General features: G+C 61.3%; 23 protein-coding genes and 1 pseudogene. 3 read left to right on the forward strand and 21 right to left on the reverse strand.

Going from position 1 to position 20,498, the window contains the following annotated elements:
• Positions 1 to 2: 2 nt before the first annotated feature.
• From ftsX to H535_RS25935, 10 genes and pseudogenes are all read right to left on the reverse strand, one after another.
• Positions 3 to 920, reverse strand: a complete 918-nt coding sequence (gene ftsX, locus H535_RS0115725; protein WP_026820306.1) for a permease-like cell division protein FtsX — start codon at positions 918 to 920, stop codon at positions 3 to 5.
• Positions 917 to 1,618 (reverse strand): cell division ATP-binding protein FtsE, encoded by a 702-nt coding sequence (gene ftsE / locus H535_RS0115730; protein WP_026820307.1) that lies wholly within the window; start codon positions 1,616 to 1,618, stop codon positions 917 to 919. Before ftsE ends, ftsX begins: the two co-directional genes overlap by 4 nt.
• A gap of 194 nt (positions 1,619 to 1,812) precedes the next feature.
• Positions 1,813 to 2,928, reverse strand: a complete 1,116-nt coding sequence (gene prfB, locus H535_RS0115735; RefSeq protein ID WP_026820308.1) for a peptide chain release factor 2 — start codon at positions 2,926 to 2,928, stop codon at positions 1,813 to 1,815.
• Positions 2,929 to 3,006: 78 nt separating this feature from the next.
• The gene (locus tag H535_RS0115740; RefSeq protein ID WP_245580348.1) at positions 3,007 to 3,492 is read right to left on the reverse strand and encodes a pilus assembly protein TadG-related protein; all 486 of its coding nucleotides are present in this window, start codon (positions 3,490 to 3,492) and stop codon (positions 3,007 to 3,009) included.
• The gene (locus H535_RS0115745; RefSeq protein WP_245580349.1) at positions 3,489 to 3,983 is read right to left on the reverse strand and encodes a hypothetical protein; all 495 of its coding nucleotides are present in this window, start codon (positions 3,981 to 3,983) and stop codon (positions 3,489 to 3,491) included. The genes H535_RS0115740 and H535_RS0115745 overlap by 4 nt, the downstream gene beginning before the upstream one ends.
• Positions 3,964 to 4,341, reverse strand: a complete 378-nt coding sequence (locus H535_RS0115750; protein ID WP_026820311.1) for a TadE/TadG family type IV pilus assembly protein — start codon at positions 4,339 to 4,341, stop codon at positions 3,964 to 3,966. Before H535_RS0115750 ends, H535_RS0115745 begins: the two co-directional genes overlap by 20 nt.
• Positions 4,342 to 4,401: 60 nt before the next feature.
• On the reverse strand, positions 4,402 to 4,590 hold the full coding sequence (locus H535_RS0115755) for a hypothetical protein (protein ID WP_026820312.1): 189 nt from the start codon (positions 4,588 to 4,590) through the stop codon (positions 4,402 to 4,404).
• 88 nt (positions 4,591 to 4,678) lie between these two features.
• The gene (locus H535_RS0115760; RefSeq protein WP_026820313.1) at positions 4,679 to 5,620 is read right to left on the reverse strand and encodes a type II secretion system F family protein; all 942 of its coding nucleotides are present in this window, start codon (positions 5,618 to 5,620) and stop codon (positions 4,679 to 4,681) included.
• Positions 5,617 to 6,471, reverse strand: a complete 855-nt coding sequence (locus tag H535_RS0115765) for a type II secretion system F family protein (RefSeq protein ID WP_026820314.1) — start codon at positions 6,469 to 6,471, stop codon at positions 5,617 to 5,619. Before H535_RS0115765 ends, H535_RS0115760 begins: the two co-directional genes overlap by 4 nt.
• Positions 6,471 to 7,463 (reverse strand): annotated as a pseudogene (locus H535_RS25935) (TadA family conjugal transfer-associated ATPase); the annotation flags it as partial. The gene H535_RS0115765 and the pseudogene H535_RS25935, both read right to left, overlap by 1 nt.
• Positions 7,464 to 7,468: 5 nt before the next feature.
• Between H535_RS25935 and H535_RS27925 the strand changes: the two are divergent.
• Positions 7,469 to 8,986 carry a recombinase family protein gene (locus tag H535_RS27925; RefSeq protein ID WP_081416737.1) on the forward strand — a complete coding sequence of 506 codons (1,518 nt, stop codon included), beginning with the start codon at positions 7,469 to 7,471 and terminating at the stop codon, positions 8,984 to 8,986.
• A gap of 792 nt (positions 8,987 to 9,778) precedes the next feature.
• On the opposite strand, the gene H535_RS25945 is transcribed toward H535_RS27925, so the two are convergent.
• Both H535_RS25945 and H535_RS28545 read right to left on the reverse strand, forming a co-directional pair.
• Positions 9,779 to 9,961, reverse strand: coding sequence for a hypothetical protein (locus H535_RS25945; protein WP_035769917.1), 183 nt, complete (start codon positions 9,959 to 9,961; stop codon positions 9,779 to 9,781).
• A 16-nt stretch (positions 9,962 to 9,977) separates the two neighbouring features.
• Entirely contained in the window at positions 9,978 to 10,154 is a 177-nt protein-coding gene (locus H535_RS28545; RefSeq protein WP_211236612.1) for a transposase, read from the reverse strand.
• 69 nt (positions 10,155 to 10,223) lie between these two features.
• On the opposite strand from H535_RS28545, the gene H535_RS0115790 reads away from it, so the two are divergent.
• Positions 10,224 to 10,505, forward strand: a complete 282-nt coding sequence (locus tag H535_RS0115790; RefSeq protein ID WP_026820315.1) for a hypothetical protein — start codon at positions 10,224 to 10,226, stop codon at positions 10,503 to 10,505.
• Positions 10,506 to 10,508: 3 nt separating this feature from the next.
• On the opposite strand, the gene H535_RS30410 is transcribed toward H535_RS0115790, so the two are convergent.
• The 4 genes from H535_RS30410 to H535_RS29095 form a co-directional block, all read right to left on the reverse strand.
• The gene (locus tag H535_RS30410) at positions 10,509 to 10,679 is read right to left on the reverse strand and encodes a type II toxin-antitoxin system ParD family antitoxin (protein ID WP_155838726.1); all 171 of its coding nucleotides are present in this window, start codon (positions 10,677 to 10,679) and stop codon (positions 10,509 to 10,511) included.
• Entirely contained in the window at positions 10,670 to 11,494 is an 825-nt protein-coding gene (locus tag H535_RS0115795; protein ID WP_026820316.1) for a hypothetical protein, read from the reverse strand. The genes H535_RS30410 and H535_RS0115795 overlap by 10 nt, the downstream gene beginning before the upstream one ends.
• A gap of 115 nt (positions 11,495 to 11,609) precedes the next feature.
• Positions 11,610 to 11,885 (reverse strand): hypothetical protein, encoded by a 276-nt coding sequence (locus H535_RS25950; protein ID WP_162144895.1) that lies wholly within the window; start codon positions 11,883 to 11,885, stop codon positions 11,610 to 11,612.
• 41 nt (positions 11,886 to 11,926) lie between these two features.
• Complete coding sequence (locus H535_RS29095; RefSeq protein ID WP_035769921.1) at positions 11,927 to 12,166, reverse strand: addiction module protein; 240 nt, start codon at positions 12,164 to 12,166, stop codon at positions 11,927 to 11,929.
• A 363-nt stretch (positions 12,167 to 12,529) separates the two neighbouring features.
• Here H535_RS29095 and H535_RS0115810 point away from each other — a divergent pair, with 363 nt between their 5' ends.
• On the forward strand, positions 12,530 to 12,730 hold the full coding sequence (locus H535_RS0115810) for a hypothetical protein (protein ID WP_026820318.1): 201 nt from the start codon (positions 12,530 to 12,532) through the stop codon (positions 12,728 to 12,730).
• Positions 12,731 to 12,982: 252 nt separating this feature from the next.
• On the opposite strand, the gene H535_RS0115815 is transcribed toward H535_RS0115810, so the two are convergent.
• The 5 genes from H535_RS0115815 to H535_RS0115835 all read right to left on the reverse strand — a co-directional run bounded on the left by H535_RS0115815 (position 12,983) and on the right by H535_RS0115835 (position 20,474).
• On the reverse strand, positions 12,983 to 13,795 hold the full coding sequence (locus H535_RS0115815; RefSeq protein WP_026820319.1) for a GIY-YIG nuclease family protein: 813 nt from the start codon (positions 13,793 to 13,795) through the stop codon (positions 12,983 to 12,985).
• Between the two features lie 94 nt (positions 13,796 to 13,889).
• A complete protein-coding gene (locus H535_RS25955; RefSeq protein ID WP_155838727.1) occupies positions 13,890 to 14,585 on the reverse strand; it encodes a hypothetical protein in 696 nt (231 codons plus the stop codon).
• A 103-nt stretch (positions 14,586 to 14,688) separates the two neighbouring features.
• On the reverse strand, positions 14,689 to 17,760 hold the full coding sequence (locus H535_RS0115825) for a type I restriction endonuclease subunit R (RefSeq protein WP_026820320.1): 3,072 nt from the start codon (positions 17,758 to 17,760) through the stop codon (positions 14,689 to 14,691).
• Between the two features lies 1 nt (position 17,761).
• Positions 17,762 to 18,967 carry a restriction endonuclease subunit S gene (locus tag H535_RS0115830; RefSeq protein ID WP_162144897.1) on the reverse strand — a complete coding sequence of 402 codons (1,206 nt, stop codon included), beginning with the start codon at positions 18,965 to 18,967 and terminating at the stop codon, positions 17,762 to 17,764.
• A complete protein-coding gene (locus H535_RS0115835; protein ID WP_026820322.1) occupies positions 18,960 to 20,474 on the reverse strand; it encodes a type I restriction-modification system subunit M in 1,515 nt (504 codons plus the stop codon). Before H535_RS0115835 ends, H535_RS0115830 begins: the two co-directional genes overlap by 8 nt.
• Positions 20,475 to 20,498 lie beyond the last annotated feature (24 nt).

Here is a 20,498-nt window from a genome sequence, read left to right on the forward strand (position 1 = left end):
CCTCAGACTTTCAAGTAACGGCGCAGGGTCAGCAGGGAGGAAACGCCGGCCAGCACCACGCCGAGCAATACCAAGCCGGGCGCGAGCAGCACGGCTTGTGTGGAAGAGATAAAGGCCGTATTCGGATACTCGGTCGCCAGCCACTCACCAATGAAGAAATGGGACACTGCCCACAGGGTGCCGGAAGCCAGCACCGCCCCGATGACGGCGGCAATCACCCCTTCGAGCACAAAGGGCAGCTGGATCACAGTTTTCGAGGCCCCGACCAAACGCATAATTCCGGTCTCCCGCCGTCGGCTGAAGGCCGACAGCCGGATGGTGGTGGCGATCAGCAGCACCGCGCAGACAATCATCACCACCGCGATCCCGATGGCCACCAGCGAGGCCACGTTCATCACCGAGAACACCTGCTCCAGCAATTCACGCTGATCAATCACCACATCGACACCGGGGACGGAAGAGAAGATCTCGTTGATCACTTCGTATTTCTCCGGGTTTTCCAAGTTCACCCGGAAGGATTCCGGAAGCTGTCCGGCGGTGACGGAATCCACGATCGGCGAATTGGCGAACTGATCCTTGAAGTGACCGAGTGCTTCCTGCTGCGATTCGTGGATCGGCTCCCCTGCGATGTACGGATCAACCGACGGCGATGCCAGCAGGTCCCTGATGTTCTGCCGCTGCTGGTCGGTGACCGGCCCGGCCGCACAGCTGGGTGAGGCGGAGCTGTCCACGCACAGGAAGATCGCAACCTGGACCTTGTCGTACCAGAACCCCTTCATCTGGGAGATTTGCATTTGCAGCAGGCCCGCCGCTCCGACGAACGTTAACGACACGAACGTCACCAGGATGACGGATACCAGCATGGACAGGTTGCGGCGCAGCCCGGAGCCGATTTCAGAGAGTATGAAGGCCAGCCTCACAGCACTGCCTCGCCGGCGCCGGCATAGATCCCCTGCACATCGTCGCGCACCACCACACCCTCGGAGAGTTCAATGACGCGCTTGCGCATTTCGTCCACGATGCCGTCGTCGTGGGTGGCCATCACCACGGTGGTGCCATTCTGGTTGATCCGGTCGAGCACCTTCATGATGCCCTGGGAGGTGGTCGGATCCAGATTTCCGGTGGGCTCGTCGGCCAGCAAAATACCGGGCTTATTGACGACGGCGCGGGCGATGGCCACACGTTGTTGCTCTCCGCCGGACAGTTCGTGCGGCATCCGGTGGTCTTTGCCTTCCAATCCGACGGTCCTCAGCACCTCGGGGACCGTTTCGCGGATGATGGCCCGCTTCCTGCCGATGACTTGCATGGCGAAGGCGACGTTGGCGAAGACAGTCTTGTTGGGCAGCAGCCGGAAATCCTGGAATACGACGCCGATGCCCCGACGCAGCTTGGGCACGCGCCAGTTGGGGATGTTCGCTACGTTCCGGCCCGCCACATAGACCGCCCCCCGGGTGGCCCGGTCTTCTTTCAACACCAAGCGGATAAAAGTGGATTTACCGGATCCCGACGGCCCCACCAGGAAGACGAAGTCGCCGCGATCCACTTCCAGGTTCACCGAGTCCAGGGCAGGACGCGATTTCCGGTCGTACACCTTGGTGACATTGTCGAATCGGATCATGGCTGCTTTTTGGGCCCACTTCATGCCGGTGCGGGGCCACGGTTCGGGGGAAGAAACCACCGGCTCCTCGACTATAGACACGCCGGTTGCCAGTTAAGACACAACCGGCGCCGGTGTGTCGGCCCCTGAACAGCGGCGGCCAACCACGCGGGCAGCGGGCTTAAGGCGCGTACGGACGGCCGCCGGCAGCCGGATTACTCGGTGACGCCGCGCTGTTCCGCGCGCCAGCGGATCCCCGAATCAATGAAGCCGTCGATCTCGCCGTCGAGCACGGACGATGTATTGCCCACTTCGTAGTTAGTGCGCAGATCCTTGACCATTTGATAAGGGTGCAGCACGTAGGAACGCATCTGGTCACCCCACGAGGCCTTCACATCGCCCGCAATCGCCTTTTTCTCCGCGTCTTCTTCTTCCTGCTTGAGCAGCAGCAGCCGTGATTGCAGCACCCGCATCGCCGCGGCCCGGTTCTGGATTTGCGACTTCTCGTTCTGCATGGAGACGACGACGCCGGTGGGCAAGTGGGTCAACCTCACCGCCGAGTCGGTGGTGTTCACCGACTGCCCGCCCGGGCCGGATGAGCGGAAGACATCGATTCGGATGTCGTTTTCGGGAATTTCGATATGGTCGGTGGGCACGATCAGCGGCACCACCTCCACGGCTGCGAATGAAGTCTGCCGGCGGCCCTGGTTATCAAACGGGCTGAGCCTCACCAACCTGTGGGTGCCTGCCTCCACCGAAAGTGTGCCGAATGCGTAGGGCGCTTTCACCTCGAAGGTGGCCGATTTTAGGCCGGCTTCCTCCGCGTAGGACGTGTCGAGGACCTGGACCGGGTAGCCGCGGCGTTCGGCCCACCGCGTGTACATCCGCAGCAGCATTTCGGCGAAATCGGCGGCGTCCACTCCCCCGGCGCCCGACCGGATGGACACCACGGCTTCGCGCTCGTCGTAGGGCCCGGACAGCAGGGTCACGACTTCCAGGTCATCGAGCGATTTCCGCAGTGACTTGAGTTCCTGCGCCGCTTCGTTCAGCGAGTCCGGGTCGCCTTCGGAGTGGGCCAGTTCCACCAGCGTTTCCATGTCGTCGATCCGCTGCTGCAGATTGTTGAGCCGGTCGAGCTCGCTTTGGCGATGCGACAACCTGGAAGTGACATATTGTGCCTGCTCCTGGTCGTCCCAAAGGCCCGGGGCGGCGGCCCGCTCACTGAGGTCGGCGACATCGGTCTTGAGGCCCTCCACATCAGAGACCTGTTCGATGGAAGCGAATTTGGCGCGGAGCGCGCGGATTTCTGCGGGAAAGTCGATCTCAGCCATGGTCTTCCAAGACTACGTCATCACCGCTGCGTGCTTTCAACGGGAGTCGACACCATGGGCTGTCCGGGGCCGCCGTTTTCACTGTTGCAGCTGCGATCTCGCATCACTGACCACCGAAATGGGGATCCCCTCCGGGACGAAGATGTTGACAACCGGCGGATGCACTACTGCGCTGAGCACCACGTGGGCCGTCCTGTTGTCGGTGGTGCCAGTGGCCGGGTCGACGCGCAGGGAATGGAATTGTCCCGATGCCGCCGTCCTGTTGAGGTAGGAAGCGACAGCATCGGCGACTGCCCCGTCGCTTAACACCGTCACTGGGGCGGAGCCGGACCTTTCAACCTGGCCAAGGGAGAACGTGTCCGCCGCCGCCACAGCGGCGCTGTCCGCCACGGAAAGCAGGCGCTTGTGTTCGATGTATACAGCGGAAACGGCCATTACAACCGTGACTACGAGCAAGGACAACAAGACGTAGCCGATGATCAGCACCATCACTTGCCCGTCGTCGTTCCGCCAGCGGGCCCCGGCCTGCCGGATCATCCGTTTGAGAGCATCAGGCAATTTCATCCGAACCGTTCAACGATTTCTGTGGCACTGGCCTCAACAGTGGCGGCAGACAGATCCAAGCCAGGCATAGCGGGAATCAACGGCATCGGCACCGCGACCGCCACGTGGGCGGTGACTATGGAACCTGGTTCCAGGCACTGCCCTTCGGTGCACACGATTTCCAAAGTGACATCAGAGCCGCTGAATCCATGGTCCGTCACGGCCAGCATCGCTGCCTGCGCTGCACGTTGATGGCCTTCCTGGGCAGTCTCCGCCGCAGCAAAGACTTTCGCCGCCTGGTCGGCTGCACCAACACTGGCGAACGAGCCGGCCTGCAGGCTCCCGACCGCCAGCACCAGATAGACCACCGGAATCAGCAACAAGGTGCCAAGGAATGTGAATTCCACGACGGCGCTGCCGGTCTCGGCACGATGCAGTGCCGTCGTGCCGAAGCGGCGCCGCCACGTGGACTTGAGCCGGAGATATGCTGAGCTAATCGGGTACCGCGGCATGGCCGGACACCTCCACCACTCCCGTAGGGCCGATGAGCCCGATCACTGGCAACGGGGCCACGACATTGACCTCGACTGTTTCCGTGCCGCGGTGTGTGGTGCGATCGACCGAAACATTCCGGGCATAACGTTCACTCAGCGCCATCGAGATGAGTGCCTCTGTCCGGGATCTGGCGTCAGCGGGGCCCCTGTCAGCGAGGCTGGCGTACCGTGCACCCGACCCTGCTGCGTCAATGAGGGTGTTGCGCACGTGCAGCACCAAAGCCAGCTGAATGATCGCGATGAAGATAACTGTGAGCAGACTGCCCACCAGTACGAAGTCCACCACCGCCGATCCCCGCTCACGTTCGTCTGTCAATCGTTGCGGGTCGCCCGGAGAAGAAGCCTTCCACGATAACGGATGGAAAGGCCGGCTCATCTACTGTCGGACTTGGTTAATGGCCGATTGGAACAGGCCTTCCAATGCGGGCCCGGCTAATGCCAGCAGTCCCGCGACCAGCACGGCTGACATCAGAGTGATCATGACCCATCCCGGCACATCTCCACGTTCAACGTGATCGTCTCCGGCAGGGTCGAATCTGCTCAAGGCGGTCATTTGCAGCAGCATCCAGGCCTTGGCCGCGGCCGGTATGAACTTCGCCAGCTTCCCCATCTTCATGATGTTCCCTTCATCTTTTCCATCGTTATTCGTCCGCCTAAAAGCCCAGGTTGATGGCAGCCAGTCCCGGATACACGGCAAAGAGCACTGTCAAGGGCAAAACTCCAAAGACAAGGGGCACCATCATGCCAATTTCTTTGCGTCCGGCGGCTTCCATCAGGTCCCGCTTGGCCATATCCCGTACATCCTGTGCCTGTGCGCGCAACACGTCCGCGAGCGGAGTACCGCGTTCGACGGCAACGGTGATGCCGTCCACGAACCGCGCAAGTGGCGCCAACTGTGTGCGGCTTGAGAACTCCTGGAGTGCGGAAATCAGCGGTGCTCCCGCCCGCGTCTCCGCCAGCACCACCGAGAACTCCCGGGCCAGGTCGCCGTGGGCGCTCTGGCAGATGCGCTCCAATGCGCCCGAGGCGCTCTCCCCGGCTCCCACGGCTAATGCCATAAGTTCGGCGAGGCTGGGGAATTCGGCCAGCATCCTCATTTCCCGCTGCTTAATCTGTGCAGAGAGAACATAGTCCCGCAGCAAAAAGCCGCCCACTGCGCAGCCGAAACAAATGATGGTCGCGAACAAGCCATTGATATTGCCGGCCGAAGCGGCCAGCAACGCCCCTGCTGTTCCCAGGGCAAGACCACCGGCGGCCCACAGGAGTTGTTGGACCCGGAAATCCAGCGGGCTCTGCTGTTTACCGGCCTGAGCCAGTCGTTTCGCGAGTTGGCCAGTGCCCGGGTTGAATCTGCCGAACCACCTCACCACGTCGGACAACACCGGTTTAATGATCCTTTCCAGTGCCCCGAAAGGTGTTTGATCGACACTGCCGGGATGGAGTAACCGCGACTGAACATCGACGGACTTCAGTTGCGGAGCGATCCTGTCGACGAAGCGCCTGCGGCGCATGACCGGTAGCCCGTAGAGTGTCAGCCACAAGCCAATCCCCAGCGTGAGACCGCCCCCTGCGGCCAATGACAGCACAGGAGTCATCGAAGCACCCTCGCGTCCTTGGGCAGGGCACCGATCCGCAGCATCACCCGATAGCAAACGAGTGAGACAATTAATCCGCCGGCCAGGACCAGTGCTCCACCGGTGGTGTTATAGGCTGCTATGGCTTCAGGCCGGGTTGCCAGCAGCATCAACACCACCCACGGGGCCGCGATGGCCAGCCGCGCCGCGTTGACTGTCCACGACTGGCGCGCTTCAAGCTCGCTGCGTGTACGGGCATCCTCCCGCAGGAAACCGGCCAAGGTTCCAAGCAACTTGCCCAGATCCGATCCGCCTACTTCCCTGGTCATCCGCAGCGCCTCCACCAGGCGGTCTGCTACGGGGTCAGCCAATCTGGCTTTCAACCGCGTCAGCGCCGCGTCAAATTGGCCTCCAGCCCGGTAATCCGCTCCAAAGCCTGCAAATGCCGGCCGCAATTCGTCTGGTCCCTTCTCGGACAGTTGAATCAGGGCCTCGGGCAAGGACAGCCCCGCCCGGATAGCGGACCGCAGGTGATCAACGACATCTGGCCATAACTCGCGGAGCGCCGCGCTGCGGCGTCGCGCCCGCCACCGGACCAAGGCCATCGGAGCCCACCCGCCGAACAGGCCAAAACAGCCGGCAATGGGCAAAGAGCCCGTCACAATGACGACGATAGCCAGCGTGAACAGGCCCGCACCCACGCATGTGAAGACGAGCCCTGACACTGACACCCTCTCGATGCCGGCCCGCGTGATCAACTCGTCTATCCTTGCTGTACGTTTGGATGGTTTGCGCCGCGCCGGGGTATCCCACAGGGACCACCAGATCAACAACAGGCCTATTCCACCCGTCAGGCCCACCGCCGCGGTCATCAGCGCTCTTCCACCAGCGAGGCGGGGCTGTATCCGGCGCGGGCAAACTTGTCCGACGTTGGAATCGCCGATGGATTCGCCGTCAATATCCCGTCAATACGCTGAAATACGTTGGATGTTTCTATGATTCCGTTTTCGACCCGGTTGCCCAGCGAGAGGATCTCCGTTACCTCGCGTTGCCCATGTGCAGTGCGATTGCAGTGAACTACGAGGTCGACGCACGAGGCCACCGTGGGAACCACGAAGTGGGACGAGATGTTCTCGCCGGCCAATAATGGCAAGGTGCAAATCTTGGTGACGGCGTCGCGGGCGCTGTTGGCATGAACGCTGCACATTCCGGGAAGCCCGGAGTTGAGCGCAATCAGCATGTCCAGGCTTTCGGCTTCCCTGACCTCTCCGACGATGAGGCGGTCGGGACGCATCCGAAGCGCTTCTTTGACGAGACGCCGCAGGGGAATTTCCCCGTGACCTTCAAGGTTGGGCTGCCGGCATTGCAGGCCCACCACGTCACGCAGGGGGAGTTTGAGCTCGAAAATCTCCTCGACCGTAATAACGCGTTCCCGGGAGCCTATGCCCGCCCCCAAACAATTCAGCAACGTCGTCTTCCCGGCCTGTGTGGCGCCGGAAACCAGGATGTTCAAGCCGCTTGCCACTGCGGCAGATAGGAATCGGGAGGCCTGAGGCGAAATAGTTCCAAGCTCCACCAGATGCTCCAAGCGGGTTGCCCGGGCGATGAACTTTCGAATATTAACTGCCCAATGTCGTCGCGTAATATCGGGAATGACCACGTGCAGCCGCGAGCCATCGGGCAAGGCAGCATCCACAAACGGTGAGGAGAGGTCCAGCCGCCGGCCGGATGATTTGAGCATTCTTTCAACCAAATCGCGAACCTGTTGCTCTGTCAGTGTCAACGAGGTCAATTCGCTGTCACCGCCGCGGGCCACGTAGATCTCAGAGGGGTCGTTTACTAAATGACTTCTCCTAGTAGGATCGATACATGGCAAACGCGATCGAGGCAGCGGTTTACGTCCGAATCTCTCGGGACTCCGAGGCGGACGGACTGGGCGTTAAGCGGCAGGAGAGCGACTGTCATGCGCTGGCGAAGAAGCTCGGCTGGACCGTGATTGACGTCTACACTGACAACGACGTCTCAGCATCGAAGAAGAAGCCGCGGCCGGCGTACGAACAGATGATGCGCGCCGTCGAGTCACGTCGCATCCAAGCCGTGGTGGTGTGGGACGTCGACCGCCTGACCAGGAAGCCGCGCGAGCTTGAGGACTGGATTGATCATGCTGATGCTCTCGGCCTCCAGCTGGCCAGTGTCGGTGGCGAGATCGACCTGGCCAACGAGCAGGGCCGGGCGATGGCCCGCATGAAGGGCGTCTTCGCGCGACTGGAGGCCGAGACGACCGCGCGTCGCCAGCGAGCCAAGCACAAGGAGATGGCCGAGGCGGGGCGCTACGTCGGACGCAGGCCATTCGGGTACCGGTTCGCCACAGACGAGAAGGGTGTTGTCCTCACCGGAACACAACAGCGCCTCGTGATCGACCCCGCCGAGGCGGCCGTCATTAAGGAATGCGTGCGGCGCGTCTTGGACGGTGAGTCACTTTGGTCGATGACGAAGGACCTGAACGCACGCGAAATCCGCACCGCTGCTGGGGGAGAATGGCAACCTCAACCGTTGCGCAGGACGCTGCTGAGGTGGACGCAGGCCGGGTATAGGAAGCATCAGGAGTTTAAAGACGGTCACTGGACAGGGCCGGTGCAGCTCTTCGCCGCCGGCTGGGACGCGATCATCGACCGGGAGACCCACGAGCGGGTTGTGGCGAGGCTGACAGATCCGTCGCGGACGACGAACAAGGGCGACACGGAGCTCAAGTACCTGCTGACGTGGCTCGTGAGGTGCGGCGAGTGTGACCGGCCGATGGCTGGCGCGAAGAGCTACACCTACACCGTGAAGGGCTACAAGAGAGTCGATGGCACACGGTCTCCGAGCAAGCAGCGCGTGTATCCCGCGAAATACGCCTGCCCCCACTCGGGGTGCCATGGTGTCAACCGTCGGATGGATGTCGTCGACGGCTATATCGAGCGTCACGTTGTGGCGCTCCTCGAAGTCGAGGGGGTACGCGTGCTCGGTGGCGACCAGGAGGTAGCTGCAGAGGCGCGCGAACGAATCGAGGCGGTCGAGGCGAAGATGGCGCTGATCTCGGACACGTGGATCGATGGCGGGTTGACGCAGGAACAGTTCCATCGTCAGAACGCGCGCTTGATGGCGCGGCTCGAAGGTGAACAGGCCAGGCTTCGCGCTGCCCAGCCAGCTGATGGGTTAGACGACTTCGCCGGCGTGGAGGCAGGGGTTGCGTGGCTCACTGCGGGCGTCGAGCGCAAGCGCATGGTGCTACGGGCGTTGATCGATCTGGCCGGTCTACGCATCACGATCGACAAGATCGGCCCGGGCGCGTTCTCGGCGACTGATTCGGATCCATACAAAGGGATCCGTGTCGAGTGGAGTTGATCTGCGGATCAAAGCTTTTGCTGTCAACTCACGCGTAGTCGGCCACTCGATAGCTCTATCATAAGTTACTAGACGTCATGTTATGAACTATGTAGACTGAATCTAAATAATCATTTGGATTCATTTCAACTAGCCATTCATATTCATTCGGAGTCTTTGTACAAGAGCAGCCATGAGCATTAACTCGACGACCGCACACCAGGCTTCAGCTGCCGCTGAGCGGCACATTGAGGCGTCTGTGGCTGCGTTTGTGGAGTCGAGGCCGACGTTCTCTCAAGCGCTGAACGACCGTGTCACAGCTGCACTCTCAGGCCCCGGAAACTTGTCCGATCATGACTCGTCGAAAGGCATCGCCAGCTCTGCGTCGCCCGAGTCTTCATGGTAGACGACGGTCGACACGCCGCTATTGTATGCGCGGGCGAGGCCAGTGCGCTAGGGCCCGACAATGCTCCTCCCAATCGGAGTCCCATGGAACCATTCTTATCCCTGGGTCAATGGCCCGGCAGCAGGCCCTGGCAGTCGCACCACTCGGGATCGGCATCTGCTCGCAGATGCCGTGGCCAGCCGGCGCATGCCGGGTGAAGTCGATTCTGCCCCATTAGCGCTGGCAAACTTGTTGAGCGCGTTCACGAGCACGTCATAGTGCTAGGCCGATGAGATCGAGAGGCCCGTAAGCTGGTCCCGGAGAAGGCAGAGAATCCCCGGCGGCGTGCCCAAAAATGGGTCTTTCGCCACAGACCCGGCGGATACAGTTCTCTGGAAGACACCGGGCAGGGTACGAGGTTTGTGTATTCAGATACCGACGATGAAGATACTCCCACTCAGCGGGACGATCTTCTCGTCGCCGGGGTCGACCGGCGGGCCCGGGGCTGCCCTGGGGTGGTCCTGGTATAGCGCGTCGGAGGCGCTATCTTCATAGGCATCGGCGATCTCATCCCCCTCGGCGTCGAGGACCTGTTCCCAGTTGAATCCCATGGTGGCGATCCTATCCTCATTCGTCGAGGATCGCGGCGATCCGGGCATTGTGGAGTACGGTGCCGCCGCAGTAGGTCAGGGCGAGAATATCGTAGCGGTTAGCCAAGCCGCGCCATTGTTTGTGGACGTTGAAAGACCGTTCGACGACGTTGCGGCGTGTGTAGTCTTCGGCCCTGGACAGTATCCGGGGCATCGTGAATGGAAATAGACTTTGAGGGAGCAATAGATCATTCGAGAGAGGATTTGAGGTGCTCTCAGAGCGATGTCGACATCAGTACAGACACACGAGCTGCTTGATGTGGCCACCGTTGCAAAGATCGTAGTAGGTCATCAGTCGTCGATCCTCCGTTGCGTCCACAAAGGTCGGATTCCGACGCATGTGATTGACCATCAGTATTGGACTCACCGGGACGACGTTGCGAACATCCGGTTTCACGACGCCGAGCGCCAAGCAGCAGTCGACAAAGCCCACGCGAACATTCCTCCCCTGACGCAGGAGCAGCGCCGTTACATTGGCGGCGTGCTTTCCGGACTCGGCCGCTGAGGCTTAGCGCTGCCGGCTCACGACTTGTTCGCAGCGGTGAACGGACTGTTGTGTTTCCTGCTCTTCCAACCGTCGTAGCCCGGCATGTATGACCTCGCTGGCCGACTGCTGTGGCCGAGGATGTTCGCTCCTCCCCCAGTCCGGCGCAGCCTGTGGATAAGGCTTTATCCACACTCGTCCAGTATCCCGGCGATCCGGGCATTGAGCTCGTCAGCCCGGTTCAGGATCACCGTTTCTTCTTCGGCGGTGATGTGCCGCACCGGCCGCCTTGGCACGGCGTCGCAAAGGTTCGGGACGACAGGGTCGGTGACCATGGTCGCGATCGCGCCGATCATGATCGACAGCGACGACGGGTGCATGGAAGCGTAGAGGTCTATATACCCCCAGCGGTCGATAGCCGACAGTACGCCGGTGCAGTTGAGCCAGTCCGGGTCCGGGTCATCACTGACGTGCCGGTGTTCGGTGCCGGGTGCGTCGCGTCTGTGCCCCAGCTCGCGGACGGACGCGTGGGACCAGACGTTGTTCGTGCCAAGGACGTGGCACCACGACCACACTGCACAGGCCGGACAGGCGGCTTCGTTGCCGGCATGCCCGAGCTCCGGACGCAGCTTCTGCAACTTCTGGGGTGTCAGGTCGAGAGCCTGTCTGCGCGTGAGCGCCAGTCCTCCTTGTTCGGCCGGCGCGATCAGCACTGCGGCGAATAGCAGCCGGCGTAGCCGCAGTCGTGCAACCCAGCCGGTGTCCGGGTCGTTGATGCGGGCCGAGCCGATGCTGATGAGCCGCTCGAGTGCCGTGGCGTCCTGATGATGCGCTGCCGGCCATGCCGGTGCTGTGCTGATTGGATGCTCGGGGCGCAGTCTTTTCAGCAGTGTGCGCGGCGGACACGCTTGACGAGCGAATCGCGCGAGTATCGCCTCGTCCCGGTGATCGATGTCGGTGTTGGTGATCTGACACCAATCGATCCACAGCTCAGGCAGAGTATTTATCATCGTCCCAGCGTGCGCGTTGTAGGCGGGGGTGACAACTGACTCTGACCTGTCAGTGGGTTGGTCGAGGACACGACCCTTCGGCGTTTGGCGTGGTTCGCGTCGTTGTGATGACAGGTCAGTCCCTCAGGCGATGTGACCAGTAGCCTGGCCGGCGCGCCTCGTGAGCGTAGGCAAGGACAAAAATCTCTTCTTCATGGACAACGTAGACGAGCCGGTAGGGAAACTTGTCGAGGTGCCATGTGCGGATCATCGGCTTGCCCCGACGCCCGCGGTACGGCGGCGGTGCGTCCGGCCATTGGAGGATCAGTTCCGCTGCGGATTCGGCCGCGTCGGCGAACTCGTCACCAAGCCTGCCGTCCTCGATCCCCAGGTAGCGTTCGTGGGCGTCCAAGAACTCCTCACGAGCCTCAGGGTGTTCGTTCCAGTCGAGGGTCACTTGCGTCGGGCGGCCGACCGCGCCCGTGCGATGGCGATGGTCTCACGGCCGCTGACCGGCGTGACTGTGCCACTCTTCAGCTCGTCGAGCCGACGATCAATTGTCTCGGCCCAAGCGGCATCGATCTCGGCCTGTTCCGTCTCATCGACCTGTTGGAGCGCGAGTGCGGCAATCTCGCGTTCGTCGGCGTCGAGGGCCTTGCCTGCCTCGATGTAGTCAGCCAGCTTCGAAGTCATGACTCCAGTATACGACCGGGACGCGGACGTCGGCCAGGATCGGCAGCGTTTTTTGCTGCCGGGAGTCAGGATTTGTACGCTCGCAGCCGGGGGCTCGTCCTGGTGAGAGGTGCAGCGCTTGTCGGGTAACGCGGCGGCGTTACTTGGGTGTTCAGATCCCATCGAAGGGGTGGGCTACCTTTGTCATCGCCGGGATCGGTCGGCATACCGGGCGGCACGGATCGCGGGTGGTCCTGATAGAGAGCGTCGGAGGATTGTTCGTCGTAGGAGTCTGTGAGGTCGACGCCACCGGTCCCGATGACCTGTTCCCAATTGAATCGCATGGTTACGACCCTGTCCGCACTCTGCGCGTAAGCTTGAGTTGTGGACTATGAGCGTATCGACGGACCGGACGGCCTCGAGATACGTGTGCCCCGGAACGAGGACTACCGGACCTGCTCCGTCTGCAGGGGCGACTGCGAGCCCGAGCCGAGTGCTGAGGAAGACCTCGGTGTGCGATTCATGTTCGTCTGCCCCGAGCACGGCGCGCAGTCTATCGTGGACCCCTTCAGCGACCTGCGGTGACAGGATCCGAAGGGCGAAGGCAAGAGGGAAGGCGATGTATCAAGATCAACCCACCGCTCAGTCTATCCACATCAACTCAAAGTGTTCCCCCGTACGGCAGGATCGCTGCGTCAGCTCGCACGGGACGTCAGCACTCGGTAAGACTGAACCATGATGACTGGTTCCGCCTGTTCACCAGACCGGTCTTCGTCCGTTTCCAGGGGCCCTCGCACATGATGCCTTCACGCGCGGCGCAGTCAATGGCGTCGGGAATTAGTTTCGGTTCAACCCGTGCTGGCGTGTGTCCAATGCTAGCTTGAAGTGGCTCTCCGCCTCGTCGATTTCACGGGTGGGGGTCGCCGGGTCGAACACCCGCAGCAGCGAGTAACGGAAGGTCATCGGGTCGAGGCCGCGCAGCTCGACGTTGCCGCCGTGGCCGTTGGTCGCGTAAGCGCTCCAGCGCTGGCTGATGCTCTCCGCGCCGTCGGCCTTGCCAACATACTGGTGTCCGTCGCGGGTGTCGGTGATGAGGTAGATGCCGCCTACTGACGAGAGCGCAGTGCGCCACGCCGCGTACCGGTGCTCGCGCATCACTGCCTGTAGCTGCGCATGGTCCAGCACGAGCCGATCGAACCCGGGAAACGGCTCCGGCTCCGGGTCGGCGATCTCTTTAATCGGATAGCCGGCCGCCGTGGTGCTCTTGAGCCACCATGCGCGCGGCGCTCTCCAGCCGATCACTAGCCGGTTCCTGAGGTCCGCCATCTGCCCCGACTTGGCGAGGTCGAAGGATCGGCGAAGTCCATCGTTCGACGTCTCGCCGCGGCTTTCCACCACGGACCAGAAGCGGGCGCGATCGCCGCCCTCGCGAACGAAGACGACCCAGATCCGGGGTGGAACGACAGGGAAGACCTTCGGCTTCGCGGATTGCTCTCGCGTGTACTCAAGGATCTCATCGTCGGTGGAGTCGGCGTGGAGACCCTGCATGCCGGTGTCCTCGTGCTCGCGCACGAATGCATGGCGGATCACGATGGCATCGCCGAGGTCGATGTCTGCGCTGTGCAGGATTGGTTCGAGCGTCAACGTCATCGGTTGGTCGCCTCCTCCCCTGGTCTCGCGGTGTTCAGCTTGTCTTCGGTACCATCTTTGCAGTCGGGGCGATCTCTCCGCCCAGGCCTCCGCATTATGCTAATGCCAAGGCTCCGAACTCGTCGCGGAACCTCTCCGCATCGTACTCTACTTCACTTCCCGGTCCGTACTGGTAGCTGACCATGCGAACACTGGTCCCTTCAGTGCGGTTGTAGAAGTAGCTCGTGTACTGAGCATTGTGCGGGGCCGCACGGAGCTGGACGAACTGGCCAAGGCGCAGCGGAGACTGCGACCTGTCTCGCACTAGGTACAGTTCGCCGTCGAGCATGGCATCCCCCACCCGGAAGTCCCTGGTGACAAACGGTGAGCGGGTACCGACGGCAACCTCTGCGGCCTGGACGTACCCGTCGCGCACCCGCCTGGCGCTTCCGGCGCGAACGAGGAGCAGCTGCGCCCACACGTTACCTAAAAGCCAGCGAAGCTCCCGTAGGTCCGAGACGAGGGAATCGACTTGTACTCTCCGTTCCTCCCCGGACGTGTGGCCCCCGTGTCCGCGCCAGCTGTTGCGCTTGCCGTTCAGCTCCTTGAACTTCTTCACGACGTCTTTCGATATCAGACGCTCGATCGCGGATTCACTGAGGTCACCAAACACTGCGCGAATGCGTGCATCCTCGTCTGAGTCACCGCTTTCGAGAGCACGACGAAGATTATTGGAGGTCCTCTCCAGGATGACCACGCTGGATGCTGAATTCTCATGACAGTGGTGGTTCCTCGTAACTGTAATATGCACTGGATGCATCGTTATGGGTCACTTCAGAATCAGAGACTGAGCGATGTTGGCGATGGTCATGGCCCTCGTTATCCCGTTCGCTCCGACCGACTGCCGCGGACACCTAGTAGTTCTCCCGCACATACTGATAGATCCGTTCGAACAGTTCGCCCTTAACCGGAAGCTCGAAATCCCTCAATACTGTGCGAAGTTTACGGCGAACTGCTTTGTCACCGTTATCATTTTCGGCCCACCCGCTGTACGCGACATTGCTTACGATGGCGTCGATCCGATCAACGAGGCCGGGGACGATCTTGTGCAATCCAGGTGGCATGTTTTGTTCAACTATTTGAGTGAGGGCTCCGCGCTTTGGATCGGCCAGACGCTCCAGGGTGTCCTCGTCCCCGATTTCGGCTGCCCTGTCGGCGACGACGACGTCGTGGGCGACCTTTAGCGCTTCCTCGAAGAATGCAAGCGAATCTTCGACGTTTTCAATGGTCTTGGTGCGCAGTTTCTCGATCCGCTCCGCCAGCGATTTGTACACGGGGCTTTCGGTGGCAGTGAATCGCCGCTTCAGGCGGGATTCGATTGAGTCGATTACTGCTTGGTAGACGTCAGCCGTCGCCTCCATGTCTCGTTCCGGAAGTTTCAGCTGTTCGGCGATCTTTTTCACCAACGCCAGTCCCGCGGCGTCGAGGGTGACCGACTTCGAGCCCATTTGTCGAACCGTCACGTCGGACATATGTCCGTGGATCAGCTCGGTGGTCTTCGCACCGAGGCGCTGCCACAAAAATGCCTTGGACACGTCCTTGGGTCGGATCGACTCGTAGACTTTCGCCAGCCAGAGGTACTGCTGCTTGAACGGGGTGAGCATGGGATGTGGGTCGAGGAACTCCCAGACAGTCTGCAGCGCCACGTAGGTTTCGACGAACTCGGTCCGCTGCGAGCTGTCTTCGGGGATCCGCTCGTGGGCTTCGGCGAGGGCCTCGAACGACGAATCGGTCGTGTTGATGCCGTCGAAAATAGCCATGAGACGGGTGAGGTCGGTGACGAACTTGCCGGCCAGCTTGGAGGCGTCCGTGACGTTCAGCTGGTCTTCTTCTTCGCCCGCCTTCGTCTTGGGCCCGGCGATTGCCTTGCCGATCGCCTTCGACAGGCCGATGTAGTCGACAACGCGGCCGTAGTCCTTGCGTTGGCCCGTGATGGGGTTTTTCCACGGCCGGTTGGGGCGCGTGATGGTCTGGAACAGGTTCGCTTCCTTGGCGGGCTTGTCGAGGTACAGGACGCCTTCGATGGGAGCATTGAATCCGGTCATCCACTTTGCGGTAACGACGACGAATGACATGGGATCGTCGACCTTCTTGAACCGGCGTTTCAGGGTCTCCTCCTGCTCCGGTGTGAGCAGGTACTTCTTGTACTCCTTCGGGGTGTCCTTGGAGTCGGCGACGTGCATCACGACGCCGACCTCGCGCGGCTGGCCGTCGGGCATGGCGGCTTCGCGTCGCTCCAGCTCGGTTTGAATCGCTTGGGCGTAGGCGACTACGAGGTTCTGTTTATAGGCCACCACCTGAGCCTTCTGTCCCAGCGGTGCGACGAACGTCAGGAAGTGGTCCACGATGTCGGAGCATACAGCGGCAACCCGCTCGGGGTTCGCCAGGATGGTCTCGATGTGCGAGGCCTTTCCGGAGAGGTAGACCTTCTCTTCCTCGTCCAGATCTTCCTCGGCGGCCAGCTCGTCGAATGCCTCATCGAGATTGTCTTTGTCGAGGGTGAAGCCGACCGAGCGCCCCTCCACCATGACGGGCTTGGTGAACCCGTCGGCGATGGACTGCTCCGGGGTATACCGCGACATCACGAAATCGGGGTCGTCCGGATCACCGAACAGCTTGAACGTCGAGCGGTCTTTGTCCTCGATGGCGGTGCCGGTCGCTCCGAAGAACTTCGCGTTCGGAACCGCCGTGCGCCATGCCTTCCCGAGTGAGCCTTCCTGCGAGCGGTGCGCCTCGTCTACGAGCACGATGATGTTCGACCGGTCGTTGAGGTGGCCGGCTTCGGCGAACTTGTGCACGGTCGTGATGACCACGCCGGGATCACCGCTGCGCAGCAGCGCGTGCAGCTCGTCCTTGTTGTGCGGCACCGTGATGCGCGGCATGCCAGCGGTCTCGAACATCTCCGCGGTCTGTCTCACCAGATCCGTCCGGTCGGCGATCACGATCACCGTCGGTGCACCGCCGAATTTGTCGATCACCGCGTCATCGCGCAGCAGCCTCGCCGCGGTGAATGCCATGAGCTCGGTCTTGCCGGAGCCCTGGTGGTGCCAGAGCAGGCCGCCGGGCCGGTCGGCCAGTACTTTGTCGTGGATCGCCAGGGCTGCCTCGAACTGCGGATAGCGAGGCAGGAATTTCAGGTCGACCTCGGAGGCGTCCCGGGCGTGCCGGTACATCACCAGGTCTTTGAGGATCGGCAGGATCGTTTCAGGTCTGAGCAGAAGCCGTGCCGCACGCTCCACCCGGGCGGGACCACTCACCTTCTGCGGGTCGTCTTCCGTGGAGCCCCACGGAGCCCAGATTTCCGAGTCAGGGTCCGGGTAGGCCCGGATCGGAGCCATGCGGAGCTCGAGTCCCTCGGTGGCGACGTTGAAGACGTTGGTGGCGAAGAAGTTCGGATACTCCTCCTCATAGACGTCGTAGATATCTTTCGCAGCATTGACCCACGAAACCTGCTGCTTCACCGGCGTCTTCGTCTCGGCGACAACCAATGGAAATCCGTTGACGTAGTAGACGACATCGAATCTTCGCGGCTTGACGGCTCCGGATATGGTGACCTCGTCGGCGACGACGAAGCGGTTGTTCTCCGGGTCTTCGAAGTCGATGAGTCGGCGCGGCACATGCTTCCCGTCGATGGTCGGGAACGAGTGATCGCCGCGCAGCACCACGGTCAGCAGCTCATTGGCCGCCACGAGTCCGTTGTGAGCGTCCAAGACAGCCTGGTTGATCTCGTGCAGCACCAGATCGGCCGACTCCGGATCCTCGACGAGCTCCGGATTCAGAGCAAGCAGGGCTTCCCGTGCCCAGGGCTCGATGACGACATCGTGACTGTCACGGGGCAGCGCATCACCGTCCAGGCGCTCCCATCCGGCCTCCTCAGCCCACTCGAGAAGGGACCGTTGGATGGTGCTCGTCTCGGTCCAGCCCATATCAGGCCTCCTCCAGCACGGCGTCGTACGATTCGGGGATCTCGATCTCCTGGTTCAGGAGCGAGGTTAGGAATGAGGAGCGAAATGCGCGGAGGTGAGCAAGTTCTGCTTCCGTCGCGCGGATGACAGAGTCGATGCCGTCCGCGACAGAAACGAGAGCGTCCTGCTCATCATCACCAGGGATCGAAATCTCACGAGATATATAATCCTTGACTGACAAGTTCGTGATCCCGGTTGTGCGACGACTGAATGCACGCGTCAGCCCAGTATTCCAGTCGTGTTGCAGCCGCCAGAAGAGATAACGAGGCCGCACACGGTCGACATCGGGTCGCATCAGCCGCTGGAAGTCGGTGGGGATGCACGGTGCCAGTCCCTCGCCGGCTATAACTACCCGACCAACCGGTTGTTCTGGTGAACCGCCTGACCGCTCAAGGATGATGTCGTTCGGCTGAACGAGACGTGACTTGGCCTGCTTCGCAGTGACCGATCGAATTGGTGAACCGTCAGTCACGAAGTCTGACGTGCCAGAGGCGTAGATGCGCGGACCAAGGGCCAGAACATCAACCTCCGCTTGGCCCTCCGCCGCGCCCCAGACCCCTCCGATGACGTGTGAACAAAGGTCGACAATTCGGGTCTCGCACGACGATATCGCCTCGAAATGGTCGGACAGCGTTCGTCGCAGTACAGCACGTGACTTCGATAACTCGTCAGTCAGTGCCTCGATCTGCGCTTCGACCGCGGCCATGACGTCGACGATGCGGCGCTGTTCGTCCGGCGGAGGTAGTGCGATTGGGAACGCCGAGAGATCGGCCGCCGAAGTGCGTGGCATCCGACTCCCTGCGCTCATAGCAACTGCGTAATCAATACAAGCCTCAGACGAGCTGAGAAGATACAGGAAACCGGGTTCAACGACAGCGTGGCGAGACCTGAGGATAAGTACTTCAGTAGAGGAAGCACCATCATGCTCGGCGATCGCAACCTTCCGAAGGTAGGCACGTAGTCGGCCGAACAGGACGTCGTCCCGCTTGAAGAGGCCGACTTGGCTATTGATGGCACCGACCGTTCCCGTGGCTGTTATCTTCGGCGTGTTTGGCCTTATATGCTCCATCCCAACGTACGGGTATCGTGAATCGAGTGTCTCGGGATGAACCTTATTCCTTACCAGGTCGAAACAGTTGCCCAACGTGGTCTGCTTCCATTCATTCATCAGACACCCCAAACATGTTGAGGTCGATCCCGGTCGCCCGGAGTCGTTCAAACATGGAAGTCTCGGCATCGATGCGACGTTGCCGAGTTTCAGCATACGCGGCCAGCACAGTTCCGAGATCAGCACTTTCCTCTGCGACGGTCTTGATGTACCGGCCGATGTTGAGATCGAAGTCGTTCTTTTTGACCTCGTCGAACGGTACTAGACGGACGTTCCCCCCATCCTCGCCATCCGGATCCTGGCCGGTCCGATAGGCGTCTACCAGCCCTTTCACATCGCGCTCGGACATCTGGTTCCGGTTGGTTGCCTTCTTGAACCTGCCAGAGCCGTCAACAAACTGGATGTGATTCTTGCGATCAGCACTCTTCTGATCACGGAAGATCAGCAGGCACGCAGGAATTGAGGTTGAGTAGAAGAGATTCGGCGGAAGCCCAATGACGGCCTCAAGCAGGTCTTCTTCGATCAGGCACTGCCGGATCCTCGCCTCGGCTGCCCCGCGGAAGAGGACACCGTGAGGCATGACAACGCCGACGCGGCCAGTGCCGGGATTCATGGACGAGACCATGTGCTGGACGAAGGCGAAGTCGCCGCTGCTTGCCGGCGGCACCCCACAGATCGCACGCGGGTCAGCTGCCCACCGATCTGCTCCCCAATCCGATAGTGAGAACGGCGGGTTGGCGATGACGGCATCAAACCTACGCACAGCTCCGCGGGTGTCCTTGAACGCCGGCGCGCGGAGGGTGTCGCCGCGTTTGATATCGAAGTCCTCGATCTCGTGCAGAAACAGGTTCATGCGTGCGATCGAGGCGGTCGTCAGGTTGATCTCCTGACCGTACGCACGCAGCGTCCGGTGCTCCTTTCCGGCCTCGCGTAGCTGGTTGATCGTCGCGACCAGCATGCCGCCGGATCCGCAGGCGGGGTCGTATACGGACTCACCAGGCTCAGGATGCAAGATACCGACGAGCAGGTTCACGACTTCGCGGGGCGTGAAGAACTCCCCTGCCTTCTTTCCTGACTCATCCGCGAAGTTCTTCAGCAGGTACTCGTAGCCGGCTCCAAGCACATCGTGGGAGACCGTGGACGGGTCGAGCAGGATCTGATTGAACGACTTGATCAACCCAAGCAGAGCTGACTCCGGCATACGGTCTTTGTTGCCCCACGAGGCATCGCCGAACACGCCGGCCAGGGACCGGGGATTGGCCTTTTCTATCCGCTGGAAGGTCTTCGCGATCTCCGCGCCGAGGTTCTTGACCGTCCCGGTAACTTCGGACCACAGCGTACCCTCGGGCATCTCGAACCTGTGGAAGTCGGCCTCGATCTCATCGTCGAGGTCGTCATCGTACTCGTCGACTGCTTCGTCGTGCTCGTAGACCCAGGTATCGGAGATCCACTTCCAGAACAACATCGGAAAGACATAGGTCTTGAAGTCGGCCGGGTCGACCGGTCCGCGCAGTGCGTTCGCCGCATCCCATAGACGGGACTCGAGTTCTTGCTGGGTGATCGTCACGAAGTTGATGTCCTTTGTAGTGAA

This window comes from Arthrobacter castelli DSM 16402 (assembly GCF_000430705.1).
In the GTDB taxonomy this organism is placed as follows: Bacteria; Actinomycetota; Actinomycetes; order Actinomycetales; family Micrococcaceae; genus Arthrobacter_C; species Arthrobacter_C castelli.

What these genes read in the sequence shown, in the direction of transcription:
- ftsE (WP_026820307.1), bottom strand. Translation starts at nt 1,618, where the DNA reads ATGATCCGATTCGACAATGTCACCAAGGTGTACGACCGGAAATCGCGT.
- prfB (WP_026820308.1), bottom strand. Translation starts at nt 2,928, where the DNA reads ATGGCTGAGATCGACTTTCCCGCAGAAATCCGCGCGCTCCGCGCCAAA.
- H535_RS0115740 (WP_245580348.1), bottom strand. Translation starts at nt 3,492, where the DNA reads ATGAAATTGCCTGATGCTCTCAAACGGATGATCCGGCAGGCCGGGGCC.
- H535_RS0115745 (WP_245580349.1), bottom strand. Translation starts at nt 3,983, where the DNA reads ATGCCGCGGTACCCGATTAGCTCAGCATATCTCCGGCTCAAGTCCACG.
- H535_RS0115755 (WP_026820312.1), bottom strand. Translation starts at nt 4,590, where the DNA reads ATGCTGCTGCAAATGACCGCCTTGAGCAGATTCGACCCTGCCGGAGAC.
- H535_RS0115760 (WP_026820313.1), bottom strand. Translation starts at nt 5,620, where the DNA reads ATGACTCCTGTGCTGTCATTGGCCGCAGGGGGCGGTCTCACGCTGGGG.
- H535_RS0115765 (WP_026820314.1), bottom strand. Translation starts at nt 6,471, where the DNA reads ATGACCGCGGCGGTGGGCCTGACGGGTGGAATAGGCCTGTTGTTGATC.
- H535_RS27925 (WP_081416737.1), top strand. Translation starts at nt 7,469, where the DNA reads ATGGCAAACGCGATCGAGGCAGCGGTTTACGTCCGAATCTCTCGGGAC.
- H535_RS25945 (WP_035769917.1), bottom strand. Translation starts at nt 9,961, where the DNA reads ATGGGATTCAACTGGGAACAGGTCCTCGACGCCGAGGGGGATGAGATC.
- H535_RS28545 (WP_211236612.1), bottom strand. Translation starts at nt 10,154, where the DNA reads ATGCCCCGGATACTGTCCAGGGCCGAAGACTACACACGCCGCAACGTC.
- H535_RS0115790 (WP_026820315.1), top strand. Translation starts at nt 10,224, where the DNA reads ATGTCGACATCAGTACAGACACACGAGCTGCTTGATGTGGCCACCGTT.
- H535_RS0115795 (WP_026820316.1), bottom strand. Translation starts at nt 11,494, where the DNA reads ATGATAAATACTCTGCCTGAGCTGTGGATCGATTGGTGTCAGATCACC.
- H535_RS29095 (WP_035769921.1), bottom strand. Translation starts at nt 12,166, where the DNA reads ATGACTTCGAAGCTGGCTGACTACATCGAGGCAGGCAAGGCCCTCGAC.
- H535_RS0115815 (WP_026820319.1), bottom strand. Translation starts at nt 13,795, where the DNA reads ATGACGTTGACGCTCGAACCAATCCTGCACAGCGCAGACATCGACCTC.
- H535_RS0115825 (WP_026820320.1), bottom strand. Translation starts at nt 17,760, where the DNA reads ATGGGCTGGACCGAGACGAGCACCATCCAACGGTCCCTTCTCGAGTGG.
- H535_RS0115830 (WP_162144897.1), bottom strand. Translation starts at nt 18,967, where the DNA reads ATGAATGAATGGAAGCAGACCACGTTGGGCAACTGTTTCGACCTGGTA.